Raw genomic sequence first — 13,584 nt, forward strand, 5'->3', positions numbered from 1 at the left:
TTTTTTAACTATCTATAAATCAGTATTTTGATAATTTTATTTTTTGATTATAGGTGTCCCAGAGCTTGGTTTTCTTAAATTAGTGCATGTTTGTCCGGAAAAAGCCAAATAAAAGCGGACTTGTCAGTGTACAGGTTATAGACAAAAGTCAGGGAAAATATAGGGTTGTCAAAACCATTGGGTCAAGTATGGATCCTCTAGAAATTGAGCGTCTGATTGCTGAAGGAAAAAGGTATGCCCAAAGGATGATGGGTCTCCAGGAAATTGATTTTACCGACCATAAGAAGCTATATGCTGATGCCCTTTCTTCAATCAGTTCACATAAGCTAGTTGGCATCCAGTATGTTTTGGGGAGGATATTTGATGATATTGGTTTCAACCAAATCAATGAAGAACTTTTCAAAGATCTGGTATTATACCGTCTGGTGTACCCGAAAAGCAAGCTTAAGACAACTGAATATTTGTACCGTTACGAACAAAAATCCTACTCCGAGGACAGTATTTACAGGTTTATGGATAAGCTTCATTCCAGATATAAGGATATTGTCCAAAAAATCAGCTTCAATCATACCCTGAGAGTTTTGGAAGGTTCTATTCAAGCTGTTTTCTATGACGTCACCACAATATATTTTGAAATTGAAAAAGAAGATGAAATCAGAAAGCCAGGCTTTTCAAAAGATGGCAAGCACAAGCACCCTCAAATTGTTCTCGGCCTGTTGGTGAGCAAAGACGCCTATCCTTTAGCTTATGATATTTTTGAGGGAAACAAATATGAGGGAGACACATTCCTTCCCATCTTGGAGGGCTTTCGTAGCAAGTACAATTTTGAAAAACTAACCGTAGTAGCAGATGCAGGTCTTCTATCCAACAAAAATGTTCAGGACCTTATTGAAAAGGGTTATGAATTTATTTTGGGCGCAAGGATTAAAAATGAAAAAGAGTCCGTCAAAAAGAAAATCCTCAGTCTTGACTTCGAAAAAGATAAGAGTAAGGTAATCAAGAAAGATGGATTGACGCTGATAGTCACCTATTCTGAAGACCGGGCCAAAAAGGATAGATATAATAGGGAAAAGGGAGTAAAAAGGCTTGAAAAGCAGTTAAAATCTGGGAAGCTGACCAAGTCAAGTATCAATAACAAAGGCTACAATAAGTTCCTTAAAATGGCAGGAGAAGTGGCATTGGAGCTTGATCAGGAAAAGGTGGACAAGGATGCGAATTGGGATGGTCTTAAGGGGTATTTAACAAATTCTAGAATGACAAAGGAGGAAGTCCTTGAAAATTATCGTCATTTATGGCAGATTGAGAAAGCATTCCGAGTAGCTAAGAACGAATTGAAAATCAGGCCAATATTCCATCACAAAAGACAGAGGATAGAAGCCCATATATGCCTAAATTTTACAGCATATAAAATATATAAAGAGCTTGACAGAATACTCAAGGCCAAAAAATCAGGGCTAAGTCCAGAAAAAGTAATCGAAATAATACAAAATATCCATGAGCTAAGTCTAATTACCCCTAATAACGAAATTATCAGAAAAACTATAATCCTTACAGATGAACAGAAATTAGTACAAGAAATATTCGGTTTTTAATCAGGGTGTCCCAGTGCGGAAGTCAGGAGACCACCGCTAGGAAAAAAAATCAGCAAAGCCCATGATATGATTCGGGAGTTTAAAGTTCTAGAAGCATTACGAAAAGCAGGATATCATAAAGTACCGAAACCAATTCTATCTTGTGAGGATGAAGCGGTAATTGGATCACCATTTTTTCTTATGGAAAAAATAGATGGATTGATTTTAAGAAATCAAATCCCCAAAGGGGTAAATCTAGATTCAGTCTTTTTTAAAAACTTATCCAAAAACTCAATCGATGCTTTGCTAGAATTGCATCAACTGGAATTGAAAGATTCAGGTTTATTAAATCTTGGCAAACCAGATGGTTATGTAGAAAGACAAGTCAGTGGTTGGTCGGAAAGATATCTGAAAGCTAAGACAGATGAAATTCCAGCTTTGGAATTTGTTCTTGATTGGCTCAAAAGTAATCTTCCAAAAAGCAAAGCTATAAGCTTTTTGCACAATGATTTCAAGTATGACAACCTTGTTTTAGAAGACGAATCTATGCCTGAAATCAAGGCTGTTTTAGATTGGGAAATGGCCACAGTTGGAGATCCTTTGATGGATTTAGGAACTTGTTTGGCTTATTGGTCAGAAAAAGAAGATTCAGAAATCCTCAAAATTTTTAACCTCAGCCATCTCGATGGAAATATGACTAGATCAGAAGTCATCGATTATTATGAAAAAAAATCTGGTTTAGATATGTCAAACATACTTTTCTATTATGTTTTTGGAGTTTTCAAGGTGGGCGTCATCGCTCAACAAATCTACCAAAGACACAAGCAAGGATTTGCTCCTGATCCAAGGTTTGCAGAATTAATTCATGTTGTGAAAGTCTGTGGAATAAAAGCTAGGAAGAGTATAGAATCAGGAAAAATATAAGCTATGAAAATTGAAAAAGTATGTATTCTCGGAGCAGGAACTTTAGGTAGTAGAGTTGCACTACAAGCGGCACTTTCAGGCTACCAAGTGACTGTTTATGATATCAAGCAAGAAGCTCTAGATTCTTCTCTGAAAGTAATGAAGAAGATACTTAACCAACTCGAAAAATTCTCCGAAATAAAAGCTGAAGAAGGAATTCAAGCATTAAGTAAAATCCTTTTTACACTTGACCCAAAAGTAGCAGTTGAAGATGCAGATCTCATCAATGAAAGCGTTATCGAAGAAATTGACATAAAAGAGAAAGTTTGGAAGCAATTTGGTGAATTAGCACCCGAGAAGACGATTTTCACAACAAACACTTCATTTTTATTGCCTTCAATGTTTGCTGATATTTCTAGAAGACCAGATAAATTTTGCGCTTTTCATTTTCATGATGTTTTCTACAGCAAAGTGGTGGATATCATGCCCCACCCCACTACGGATGCTGAGATTATTCCAATTTTAGAGGATTTTGGAAGAGCACTAAAGCAAGTTCCAGTACTTGTTAAAAAAGAAAACCCCGGTTATATTTTCAATTCTATGTTGATGGCATTTATTGGTGCTGCAGGAAAATTGCTAACCGGAGAAGTTGCAAGTATAGAAGATATTGATAGGTCTTGGATGGTGAATTTTCACATGCCTATGGGACCCTTTGGAATCTTGGACAGCATTGGATTAGATACGGCTTGGCATGTCACGCACAAGATGCCAGACAGAGCTTCTCAAGCTTTTGCACAACTTTTAGAAAAATATATTAAAGCAGGAAAACTAGGCGAGAAGGCTGGAGAGGGCTTTTATCAATATCCAAACCCTACTTACAGAGAAATTAATTTTCTTGGATAAATCCAATTCGCTTTTTATTTCCGTAATTAGCCTACTTGATTACCACAAATCTAACAGGAATGGGAAGTAAATTAAAGAATTACTGCCTGATCATAATCCTTTTTATGGTTGGGAATGTAATCCAAGCAAACGCTCAAAAGAAAATTTCAGAAGAAAATTTCATCGAGCCAATCTCAGTATTTGAAAATGCAAAAATCACAAATGTTGGTTCTACGACATACAGCATAAGCGAGTTTATCAATATTGAAAAAGAGCTAACTTTCGACTCCGTTGATGGTGCAAATACTAATCTTGGTTTTTCAAAAGATAATTATTGGCTAAAGTTTTCTTTAACCAATTCATCGGAAAAACCACTTAGCCTCTATTTTGAGACAGGAAGACCAATCACTGATATTGTAGAATTACATCAAGTCACTGCAAATGGGAATATTTTTTCTCAAGTAAGTGGTGATCTGATTCCTTTTGAAGAAAGACCAACAAATCATAGAAAAATTATTTTTCCAATTGAATTGGAGGCAAATACTACACAGGATTTTTATGTGCAGTATTAAAGTGACGGTGAAGTCATCAATTTGCCGTTAGACATTCACAGCGCAACATCCTTGATGATTACTTCCTACCGAGATCAATTGATTTACGGTGTTTTTTATGGTATTTTATTGTTGGCTGGAGCCATATATCTATTCTTCTATTTTGGCATTAGAGAAAGAAGTTTTATCCTTTATTTCGCCTATGTATTTTCTATTGCATTTTTACATTTATCCTTAGATGGATATTTCTTTCAATACTTTACGCCAAATGGAGGATGGTTTTCTAATAACGCCGTGTTGATTGCAGCAGCGTTTTCAACTCTTGCTTTTGGGAGATACACACAGGTTTATATGAAAGTTGAAACTTTCAGTCCTCTACTTCATAAAATTTACAATGGTCTTCACATTGCAGTACTTGCGCTCTTAGCATCGATTTGCTTTGTTCATGTTGGACAGCATTTATATTATCCATTAGTAAATATTTTGGGGATATTTTTACTTTTCCTTATTGTAACCACAGCAACCACTTCACATTTTAAAAATGCAGCTCAGGATATTTTCTTCACATTAGGTATCCTTTCGTTTTTTTTAGGATTCATTTTCTTTTTACTGAATAATTTTAGTGTAATACCAAATTCATTTCTTACTGAAAATTCTTCAAAGCTAGGGACGGGACTTGAAATCATTTTCCTATCCCTATCTATGGCAAACAGAATTCGAATATTAAAGTCTGAAAAGGAAAAAATGCAGGGTATCGCGTTGGCGCAATCGCAGGAATCAAACGAGATTAAATCATTCTTCTTATCTAACATCAGTTACGAATTGAGAACTCCGTTGAATGCTGTAATTGGTCTTCAAAATCTATTCAAGAGTCAACTACAGACGAAAAAACCAAAAGTGATTTGGAAGTAATTCAATATTCTTCTCTAGGCCTTTTGTCAGCTATCGATGATATTTTGGATTATTCTAAAATTGAGAAAAAAGAGCTCAAACTTGAAGAAAGACAGTTTGATTTAATCAAAATGGTAAAAGAACTTTATGTGTATCCGCTTGAATGCACGTGACAAAATTTGACAATACGTGTCAATTAGTTGTAGGTTGAGATTCGTTGTTGTTCCTTGTATAAAAATAGGAAACATTATGACAATACTTCAATTTCTACAATACTTTCCAGATGAAGAAAGCTGTGAAGTTTATATCAAAGAGAGCAGAGAAAAGGCAGGAATATGCTGTAAAACCTGTAAATCCAATACTAAGCATTACTGGTTCAGTGGTGGAAAATTCTTTGAATGTAGTCAATGCAGAAGGAGGAGCTCCTTAAAAAGTGGAACTGTAATGGAGAGCAGCAAGATATCTCTTCATACCTGGATGTTGGCTTTTATCTTCATGTCAGCTACTAAGAAAGGCTTTTCGTGTCTTGAATTCCAAAGGCAGGTTAGCTTGTCAAGATATGATACTGCTTTCAGACTGATGCATAAGATTCGTGCCATGATGGGTAAAAGGGATTCGCTGTATATCTTAAATGACATGATTGAGTTTGATGAATGCTTTGTAGAAGTTGCAACCAAAAAACAGGTAAAGCAAAACCTCAAACGAGGAAAAGGGAGCCAAAGACAGGCAAAAGTAGCAGTGGCTGCCGAATCTACCCCACTTGAAAATCCCAGAACAGGAAAGAAAGACAGAGCATGTGGATTTTATAAAATGGAAGTACTAGGAAAAGTAGATTCAGATCATGTCAACAAATTCATTAAGAAGAATATAGCTGGAGATGTCGTCCTGTTTACCGATAAAAACACAGCCTATGTTGATATTGTAGATATTGTTGACACACATTATATGGTTGTTTCAGACAAAGTAAGTGTCAATGAAACCCTGAAATGGGTACATAAAGGAATCAGTAACCTGAAAAGAAATCTATTGGGAATACATCACATGATCACATATAAATATTTACAGAACTACCTCAATGAATTCGTCTATAAGCTTAACCGAAGATATTTTGGAGAAAGACTATTTGACCAATTGATTATTGCAGCTGTTCATCCTTACGTGCAGTGATGCGGATACACATAAAGAACTTAGAACCTTAACAGAAAATCAAGCAAAAGATAAAAAACTAAACTTTGTCTATGAAGAGATCAACCAACTGCCAAAATTTGCATTTGGAGATCGATCTAGGTTGAGACAAATTATTCTGAATTTATTAAATAATGCAATCAAATTCACGAATACGGGAGATGTCAAATTGAGTATAAAAACAGAGATGTTGCCAGACAATGTCCTTGATCTCAAAATCAGAATTTCAGATACTGGAGTTGGAATAAGAAAAGAGAAATTAGATCGAATTTTCGAATCTTTCATTCAAGAACAAATTGATGATAAAAGAAAATTTGGTGGTTTTGGTTTAGGTTTATGTATTGTGAAAGCCTTAGTGGAATTGCATAATGGAAAAGTAAAAATCCAAAGTGAACATGGAGAAGGAACTACTGTTGATGTAACACTTTCTTTGAAAGTTCCTGAACAAAGTTCTACTCATGCACAATCAAATCCACAAGAAAAAGGAGTGTATGATCTCAAAGGGAAAAACATTCTAATTGTAGAAGACAATCCTGTAAATCAAATGGTAATGAAATCTATCCTTAGGAAATGGAAAAATACTACATTTGATATTGCCAATCATGGTTTAGAGGCTTTAGATAAGTTGAATGCAAAGCAGTTTGATTTGATCTTAATGGATCTTCAAATGCCTGAGATGGATGGCTATGAAGCTACAGAAGCTATCAGAAATGGAGTTTGTGGTAAGCATTATGAAAACATCCCAATCATAGCCGTAACAGCAGATGCAACTGATAAAACGAAAAACAAAGTCAAAAGCATTGGAATGGATGATTATATGACCAAGCCAGTTGATTCAGATGAATTGTATGGAAAAGTGATGAATTGCTTCTATCTTCAAACAGTTGATTTATCTGATGTCTTGTAAGAAAATTTATTAAAATCAAAAGGCAGTGGAGTTTATTCGATGCCTTTTGATTTTAACATATTTGATTGATTAATCAAGAAATCTAAATTTTAGATATTTGATTTTTTCACCTTTTTCACTGAAAATACCTTCATATCGAGTCTTGATACCATGATGGTCATCTTTGAATTCAGATTGATAAAAGTCATGTGTGGAAGCCAAGATATCACAATCTTCACGAGCAGAAATAATTTCTAAAGTATAATCAAAGAGTCCAGTATTATCCGTCTTGAAATTGACAATTCCTCCAGGTTTGATCATTGGTTTGTACATATCCAAATATCTCGGACTGGTAAGCCTTCTTTTTTCATCCCCGTCTCTTGGAAATGGGTCAGGAAAAGTAATCCACAATTCAGAAATCTCTCCATGTGAAAAAAAATCATCCAATAATTGAATCTGAGTTCTCAAGAAAGCCACATTTTCCAATCCTTCAGCTGTGGCAATTTTACTTCCTTTCCAAATTCTTGATCCTTTGATATCTACTCCAATAAAGTTTTGTTCAGGATATTCTCTAGCCAAACCGACAGTAAACTCCCCTCTCCCACATGCCAACTCTACAACTAACGGCTTTTCATTTTCAAACTGAAGTTGATTCCAATTTCCCTTTATATTTTTAAAAATGTCCTTGCCTTCCTGGACAACATTTCTATTTTCTTCGTTTTCCTTAAATCTCTGCAGTTTATTCCTACCCATTTTTATAATTCATTAATTTCGGCGACCACAAAGGTACTCCCTCCGATAAATATTAGATCATCTTCTCCTGCCTTTTTCTTAGCTGCGGCTATCGCTAAATTCACATCCTCAATCACTTCTCCTGTTAATCCCGCTTCTTTCCCTTTGGAAAACAGATCATTAGCTGTCATTGCTCTTGGGATATTGGCTTGTACAAAAAAGTAATAGGCATCTCTTGGAAGTATTGACAAAACTTTAGATACATCCTTATCATTGACCATTCCGATAACCATAAAGAGTCTATTATAAGCATATTCCTGAATCTGCTCAACGATATACTTTATTCCATCTTCATTGTGCCCAGTGTCACATATTATCGTTGGATAACTACCCAATTGCTGCCATCTTCCTTTTAGTCCCGTATTTTTGATGACTTGACCGAGACCCTTTTCAATATGATTTTGAGTGATTTTGTACCCTAAATTTTGGAGAACTTCAATAGATTGTAGAATTCCAGGTAAATTCTTCTGCTGATAATTCCCTTTCAAATCAAGTTCAATAGAAAATTGAGCTGAATCTGTAGTAATTTGAAAAACTCCAGCGATAGCATTTTCTTTTTTGACAACTTCAAAATAGTCTTCTGCATAAAAAATAGGAGCATTCTTTTCTTTTGCTTTAATATCAAATACTTCTGAAGTTTCTTCTTGCCTTTGACTGATTACTACGGGGATATTTTCCTTGATGATTCCAGCCTTCTCTCCTGCGATCTTTGGGAGTGTGTCACCAAGAAACTGCATGTGATCGTAACCAATATTGGTAATCACCGAAAGCTCTGGCGCTATCACATTTGTACTATCAAATCTCCCACCCATTCCTACTTCTATAACAGCGATATCAACTTTCTCTTTAGCAAAATACCAAAAAGCAAGACCCACAGTCATTTCAAAGAAACTAGGTTTAAGTTCATCTAAGAAACCCTTTTGCTTTAAAACAAAATCAACAACCTCTTGCTGAGGAATTTCTTCACCATTGATTTTGATTCTTTCTGTAAATGATTTGAGATGTGGAGAAGTGTAAAGCCCAACTTTATAGCCGGCTTCCATCAAAACAGAACAAAGTGCATGGGAAGTGCTTCCTTTGCCGTTTGTTCCTGCTACATGAATACTTTTAAATTGTGTTTCTGGATTGCCTAACTGTTTACAAAGTGCAATAGTATTGCTCAAGTTCTTTTTAAAAGCAGCGGCACCAACTCTTTGAAACATGGGGAGTGCATTGAACATATAGTCCAATGTTTGATCATAATTCATCCTGTAAATTAATCTACTTTGATGATAAAAGTTATTTTTCCTGAAGAATAATCTGCTGTAGGATTTCCACTTTGACGTTTGAAGGAAACTTGATTGACTACAGTTCTGTAGTAAGCTAGTACCTCATTGGATACATTATATTCCAATGGAATTGCTTGCACAATCTTTCCTGAATCATCCACGGTGATTTTAAAAACTATTCTGCCATTTCGAGTAGAAACATTATCTCTAATATTAGGTCTTGAAACAAAATCCCATCCTGCTAAATCCAAATTATATCCTGCCCCTGGACCTGCTACTCCCTGTCCTGTACCCGAGCCCATCATAGCTCTTCCATCGATAGTACCAGTTGGCTTTCCTTCATCACCTTTTTGTGTTGAAGAACCTTGGGCACTTCCTGTTGCTGCCTGAGATCCTGTTCCAGATGTTCCTCCAGCTCCCATCAAAGCTCTTTGATCTATTTTAGGTTGTTCTACAGCTTTCTGAGTAGTTTTTTCTGCTTCTGCTTTCGCGGGCTCCGTAACTGGCGTAGTCGCTTTTTTCTCAGATATCACTTCTTTGACAATTGGCGTAGTCTTTTCAGCTCCTTTGATGGTACTTGGCGTTTTGGAAACCGCCTCAATACTAGATTTCGTTGGTGTGGAAGAAGGTCTTGCTTGAGCTGCGGGAGTTGAAGCTGGTGTAGCAGCTTCGGTAGGATTTGTTGAAACCTCTCCTGGAGCCGCTGGAGTAGTTACTTCTGATTGAATATCATTTGGCGCGGACAACGTTTGTGTGTTCCCGCTTCCAAAGTCAGAAAAACCTAAATTCAATTCCAGACCATATTGTGGCAAAGGTGGAATAGGTTGCTTCCAAACAACCATAAAATAAATAAAAAGCAAAACCAAGACGTTTACAACGATGGTTATGATCCAAGCTTTTCGCTTGTTCTCTGCTTCTTCATTATTTGTTTGCCAAATTTGCATTTTTATTTGTATGGTTTAGTAGCTATGGAAACATTTGCCTCCAAGCCTGCTGCAATACCTCCGATTTCTACTAAGTATTCTACGGGAACTTCTTTATCTATGTGAAGAACGACCTGACCTTTTTTATCTTGTAATAAAGTTGTCAATTCTCCTTTTACAGCTTCTCTGTCAACAATTCTATCGTTTACAGAAAACCTTAGATCTTTGGTTATGGTGACTGTCACTTCTTGCATCACAATGTCAGATGCCTCACTCGAAGGTAAGTTTACAGGTAATCCAGAAGGGGTAATAAAAGAAGAAGTCAACATGAAGAAAATCAACAATAGAAATATAATATCTGTCATTGATGACATACTAAATGAAGACTCGACTTTATGTTTGGATTGTAATGCCATCTTTATTTCTCTTGTAAAATATCCATAAACTCAATCGAAGTATATTCCATATTGTGTACCAATTTCGATACTTGAGATACGAGGTAATTGTATCCCAAATAAGCGATAATACCTACAACCAATCCTGCGGCAGTAGTAATCATGGCTTCATAGATCCCAGTTGAAAGGAGTTTTGGTGAAACCATTCCTTCTTCCTGAGCTACTCCAATGAATGCACGAATCATGCCAGCAACAGTTCCCAAGAATCCAATCATTGGCGCAGCACCAGAAACGGTTGCAAGTAGATTAAGGTTTTTTTCAAGTTTATAAATCTCGATTTTACCTACGTTCTCTATGGCTACTTCTATATTCTTCAGAGGACTTCCAATTCTCTCTAATCCTTTTGCAATCATATTAGCAACAGGAGTGGTTTCTCCTTGGCATAAGATCCTTGCTTTATCTACTTGACCACCTTGAACCAATATTTTGATTTGATCCATCAAGTGCTTCGGTGATTTTTCTGCTTTACGAAGCGTAATAATCCGCTCTACAAAAATAAATATGGCTAACACAAATAAAGCATATAGCGGAATCATCATGTATCCACCTTTGATCAATAAATCTAGAAGACCAATGTCTCCATTTCCAGCATCCATAATTGCTAGGCTGTCTACCGCCATTGTATTATCAGTAGAAAGGGTTTGTAGTAGAATCATATTAATATTTCAAAATCCAAATAGCGTCTCCAAATTCACCTTTTGCTTCTTCCCAAGCTTCAGTGGCCGATTCAATATTGTCAAACTTACCAACGGCGATCCGGTAGTTTCTGATATCCCCATAAGGGAAAATGATCCAAGTATTTTTATCCATCCCCATGAATTTCTCTGCTTCACTTCTCGCTAATCTCTCAGAAATCACACTTGCCACGACAATGAAATACCGTGGATTTGTGTCTCTGCTTTGAATCAAAGTCAATTCAGGTGAAGATTGATCAACAACGGGTTCTGAAGCTTCTTGTATTACTTCTTCTTCAATTTCTGTTTCAGTTTCATCAGCATCAATGGGCAGTTCATTGGTTTCAATTGCTGATTCAGATTGCAAATTCGTTGTTTCTTCTTGCACCTCTACATTTGCAGTTTGCTGTCCATTTTCTACTTCTGGCAGATAATACAAGAAGTAAGCCATGGCGCCTAAAACTACTAGAATCAACAGTGTCAAAATCAAAATTAGCGGACCACTTGATTTTTTCTTGTTTGCAGTTTGAAAAGTTCGCTCAGCCTTTTTGATTTCAATCGGCTTTATTTCAACACTTTCTGTTTTTAGAGTTTCAATAACAACAGGCTCGATTTCAGGGGCTACTTCTGACTTAATATCTTCCGTAGTATCAATAGTTTGTTCTTCAGCTGCTATTGCTGATGTCTCAGATTCTTCTATTTCTTCTTTTGGAAACTCTTCTGTCAATGACTCCGAATTGAATGCTAAAGGAACCACTTCTACAAAAGGAAAACCATATTCTTGGTCTTCTTTGAAGTCGTTGTTTTTGCTATTTTTCCTGTCTGCCATATTTTTATTCTGAATCAGCCTACGAAACTAAGACAATTGAAGCAATTCGCAAATTGTACATGAGCTAGACGGTTGATTTTCTTTAAAATTTGAAAGTTAATCCACCAATCCCCTGAATTCCTCTTACTGGATAGTTCAAGAACCTTTGATTCTTTTGATTCAAAAGGTTATTTCCTACTGCGAATACAGAAAATTGATCTGTGATTTTATAATCTACTTTCAAATGCAAATCTAAAATAGTCGGTAATACCTCTGATGTATCAAGTCCTTGGTTAAAGGCTATAATACCTCCCATCGCATTCAGGTTTGCATGAATTAGAAGCTTTTCTGTTGGCTTAAAAATATTGCCTAGGTTCAATTCCCACTCTGGTCTGTGAAACGCAGCTGCTAGATCATTTAAAGTATATTGATAATAATTTATAGAGGCATTGAGTTTGTACCAATCCTGATATTCCCAAGCAGCTTTTGCGGTATAGTTGATTAATCTCGTATCTGTATCGTAGATTAAATTGAATTTCAAGCTATCCGTCAAGGAGTTATTGAAAAAATACATATTGGCAAACTTCCCAACATTCACTCCTGCTTCATAAGTAAATTCGCCATTGACAGTACCTTTAATTCCAACACTAGCTATGAAATTCTGAATTGTATTCAACAACTGGTCACTCGGACCCAAAAGCTGATTCTCCATCACAAAATCATAATAGGTTTTTCTCAATACATCTCCTTCAAAACCCGCATAAATGCCAAATGCATCATCCAACATGTAGCTCGCTTGAATATCTGGATAAACATGAAAATCAGACTTCTTATTGGTGGTGATATCATTTTCAAAGATGATGTTTGCTCCCGCTTTTACTCCTAGTCCTTCCTTTCTGTATTCTACAAATGGATTCAGTTTGAAATAATTCCTATTTATGTCTCGGTAAAATTCATCAGCTGGGGTGGTTAAGGACAGGTTTGCATCGACTGCTGCTCTCAGCTTTTCATTAAACCAAAAATCAACTTTCCCTTTCAATGCAATTTCATTTTCTACAGCCATAAAACTGTCGCCAAATAATCTCACATTTAGATTTGCGTCATAATTGAGATCAGACATCTTTTCTAAATTAGAGATTCCTGCTTTCATTTTGAATGTGTTAAAAATATTCTGAGAAGTTACGAAATCCTCCAAAAGAATATTTTCAGGGTCATAGCCATAAAAATTATACATGTCTCTACTATAATCCACATGACCATAAAGCTCAAAATAATCTTTGAAAAGTGTACCATCGAGGCCAACTGAGGTATGTGTTTCCGCAGAGTTATCAGCTCCAACAGGACCAGTATAAAATCCTTCATGCTTCACTTTTGCACCGATATTATAATCTCCATCCTCCCATAAATTATATCGAGCTTCTATTAGTGGAGATGTATAATTTCCAAAGCCCAATCGCACAAACCCAGGATATAACTCCTCTCTATTTCTAGTAAACTGTTTTTGAGAAGCTTCAGGTGCAATCTCTAATGGAGGCAAGGATAAAAAAAATGGTTTCACCAAATAATTAAAATTGGCAGTGCTTTTGGGAGTAGGAAGAACTGGTATTCTTTCAAAATTTCTTGGCTGTGTAGGTACAGTGAGAACCCGGTCTTTTCTTATTACAAATTCCTGATTTTGTACCTCTCCTCTTTGTTGTCCAAAAGCCTCCACTCCAAGTCCAAAACAAGTAAGAATACTTAAGTATCTGAAAATCAATTTTTTATTTATCATTGTCTCAATATAAATCTGGAATTC

14 protein-coding genes and 1 pseudogene are annotated in these 13,584 nt (G+C 36.0%); 8 read left to right on the forward strand and 7 right to left on the reverse strand.

What is annotated here, in order from left to right; translation table 11 throughout:
* The first annotated feature begins 86 nt into the window (after positions 1 to 86).
* From BELBA_RS14705 to BELBA_RS14730, 8 genes and pseudogenes are all read left to right on the forward strand, one after another.
* Positions 87 to 1,592 (forward strand): IS1634 family transposase, encoded by a 1,506-nt coding sequence (locus BELBA_RS14705; protein ID WP_014773477.1) that lies wholly within the window; start codon positions 87 to 89, stop codon positions 1,590 to 1,592.
* Positions 1,593 to 1,625: 33 nt separating this feature from the next.
* Positions 1,626 to 2,495 (forward strand): annotated as a pseudogene (locus tag BELBA_RS14710) (phosphotransferase family protein); the annotation flags it as partial.
* A 3-nt stretch (positions 2,496 to 2,498) separates the two neighbouring features.
* Complete coding sequence (locus tag BELBA_RS14715) at positions 2,499 to 3,377, forward strand: 3-hydroxyacyl-CoA dehydrogenase (RefSeq protein ID WP_014773478.1); 879 nt, start codon at positions 2,499 to 2,501, stop codon at positions 3,375 to 3,377.
* A 59-nt stretch (positions 3,378 to 3,436) separates the two neighbouring features.
* The gene (locus BELBA_RS20230; RefSeq protein WP_245531083.1) at positions 3,437 to 3,928 is read left to right on the forward strand and encodes a 7TMR-DISMED2 domain-containing protein; all 492 of its coding nucleotides are present in this window, start codon (positions 3,437 to 3,439) and stop codon (positions 3,926 to 3,928) included.
* 54 nt (positions 3,929 to 3,982) lie between these two features.
* Positions 3,983 to 4,819 carry a 7TM-DISM domain-containing protein gene (locus BELBA_RS20235; protein WP_052307643.1) on the forward strand — a complete coding sequence of 279 codons (837 nt, stop codon included), beginning with the start codon at positions 3,983 to 3,985 and terminating at the stop codon, positions 4,817 to 4,819.
* Positions 4,810 to 4,971 carry a hypothetical protein gene (locus tag BELBA_RS20240; protein ID WP_245531084.1) on the forward strand — a complete coding sequence of 54 codons (162 nt, stop codon included), beginning with the start codon at positions 4,810 to 4,812 and terminating at the stop codon, positions 4,969 to 4,971. The genes BELBA_RS20235 and BELBA_RS20240 overlap by 10 nt, the downstream gene beginning before the upstream one ends.
* A 76-nt stretch (positions 4,972 to 5,047) precedes the next feature.
* The gene (locus BELBA_RS14725; protein ID WP_014771594.1) at positions 5,048 to 5,965 is read left to right on the forward strand and encodes an IS1595-like element ISBeba2 family transposase; all 918 of its coding nucleotides are present in this window, start codon (positions 5,048 to 5,050) and stop codon (positions 5,963 to 5,965) included.
* Positions 5,937 to 6,890 carry an ATP-binding protein gene (locus BELBA_RS14730; RefSeq protein ID WP_014773480.1) on the forward strand — a complete coding sequence of 318 codons (954 nt, stop codon included), beginning with the start codon at positions 5,937 to 5,939 and terminating at the stop codon, positions 6,888 to 6,890. Before BELBA_RS14725 ends, BELBA_RS14730 begins: the two co-directional genes overlap by 29 nt.
* Positions 6,891 to 6,959: 69 nt before the next feature.
* On the opposite strand, the gene trmB is transcribed toward BELBA_RS14730, so the two are convergent.
* The 7 genes from trmB to BELBA_RS14765 form a co-directional block, all read right to left on the reverse strand.
* A complete protein-coding gene (gene trmB / locus BELBA_RS14735) occupies positions 6,960 to 7,622 on the reverse strand; it encodes a tRNA (guanosine(46)-N7)-methyltransferase TrmB (RefSeq protein ID WP_014773481.1) in 663 nt (220 codons plus the stop codon).
* 2 nt (positions 7,623 to 7,624) lie between these two features.
* The gene (locus BELBA_RS14740) at positions 7,625 to 8,908 is read right to left on the reverse strand and encodes a bifunctional folylpolyglutamate synthase/dihydrofolate synthase (RefSeq protein WP_014773482.1); all 1,284 of its coding nucleotides are present in this window, start codon (positions 8,906 to 8,908) and stop codon (positions 7,625 to 7,627) included.
* A gap of 8 nt (positions 8,909 to 8,916) precedes the next feature.
* A complete protein-coding gene (locus BELBA_RS14745; protein ID WP_014773483.1) occupies positions 8,917 to 9,873 on the reverse strand; it encodes a hypothetical protein in 957 nt (318 codons plus the stop codon).
* Positions 9,874 to 9,875: 2 nt separating this feature from the next.
* Complete coding sequence (locus BELBA_RS14750) at positions 9,876 to 10,268, reverse strand: ExbD/TolR family protein (RefSeq protein WP_014773484.1); 393 nt, start codon at positions 10,266 to 10,268, stop codon at positions 9,876 to 9,878.
* Between the two features lie 2 nt (positions 10,269 to 10,270).
* A complete protein-coding gene (locus tag BELBA_RS14755; protein ID WP_041779401.1) occupies positions 10,271 to 10,963 on the reverse strand; it encodes a MotA/TolQ/ExbB proton channel family protein in 693 nt (230 codons plus the stop codon).
* 1 nt (position 10,964) lies between these two features.
* Positions 10,965 to 11,810 carry a hypothetical protein gene (locus BELBA_RS14760; RefSeq protein WP_014773486.1) on the reverse strand — a complete coding sequence of 282 codons (846 nt, stop codon included), beginning with the start codon at positions 11,808 to 11,810 and terminating at the stop codon, positions 10,965 to 10,967.
* 82 nt (positions 11,811 to 11,892) lie between these two features.
* Positions 11,893 to 13,560 carry a TonB-dependent receptor gene (locus tag BELBA_RS14765; protein WP_014773487.1) on the reverse strand — a complete coding sequence of 556 codons (1,668 nt, stop codon included), beginning with the start codon at positions 13,558 to 13,560 and terminating at the stop codon, positions 11,893 to 11,895.
* Positions 13,561 to 13,584: the final 24 nt, after the last annotated feature.

Source organism: Belliella baltica DSM 15883 (genome assembly GCF_000265405.1).
In the GTDB taxonomy this organism is placed as follows: domain Bacteria; phylum Bacteroidota; class Bacteroidia; order Cytophagales; family Cyclobacteriaceae; genus Belliella; species Belliella baltica.

What these genes read in the sequence shown, in the direction of transcription:
- BELBA_RS14705 (WP_014773477.1), top strand. Translation starts at nt 87, where the DNA reads ATGTTTGTCCGGAAAAAGCCAAATAAAAGCGGACTTGTCAGTGTACAG.
- BELBA_RS14715 (WP_014773478.1), top strand. Translation starts at nt 2,499, where the DNA reads ATGAAAATTGAAAAAGTATGTATTCTCGGAGCAGGAACTTTAGGTAGT.
- BELBA_RS20230 (WP_245531083.1), top strand. Translation starts at nt 3,437, where the DNA reads ATGGGAAGTAAATTAAAGAATTACTGCCTGATCATAATCCTTTTTATG.
- BELBA_RS20235 (WP_052307643.1), top strand. Translation starts at nt 3,983, where the DNA reads ATGATTACTTCCTACCGAGATCAATTGATTTACGGTGTTTTTTATGGT.
- BELBA_RS14725 (WP_014771594.1), top strand. Translation starts at nt 5,048, where the DNA reads ATGACAATACTTCAATTTCTACAATACTTTCCAGATGAAGAAAGCTGT.
- trmB (WP_014773481.1), bottom strand. Translation starts at nt 7,622, where the DNA reads ATGGGTAGGAATAAACTGCAGAGATTTAAGGAAAACGAAGAAAATAGA.
- BELBA_RS14740 (WP_014773482.1), bottom strand. Translation starts at nt 8,908, where the DNA reads ATGAATTATGATCAAACATTGGACTATATGTTCAATGCACTCCCCATG.
- BELBA_RS14745 (WP_014773483.1), bottom strand. Translation starts at nt 9,873, where the DNA reads ATGCAAATTTGGCAAACAAATAATGAAGAAGCAGAGAACAAGCGAAAA.
- BELBA_RS14750 (WP_014773484.1), bottom strand. Translation starts at nt 10,268, where the DNA reads ATGGCATTACAATCCAAACATAAAGTCGAGTCTTCATTTAGTATGTCA.
- BELBA_RS14755 (WP_041779401.1), bottom strand. Translation starts at nt 10,963, where the DNA reads ATGATTCTACTACAAACCCTTTCTACTGATAATACAATGGCGGTAGAC.
- BELBA_RS14760 (WP_014773486.1), bottom strand. Translation starts at nt 11,810, where the DNA reads ATGGCAGACAGGAAAAATAGCAAAAACAACGACTTCAAAGAAGACCAA.
- BELBA_RS14765 (WP_014773487.1), bottom strand. Translation starts at nt 13,560, where the DNA reads ATGATAAATAAAAAATTGATTTTCAGATACTTAAGTATTCTTACTTGT.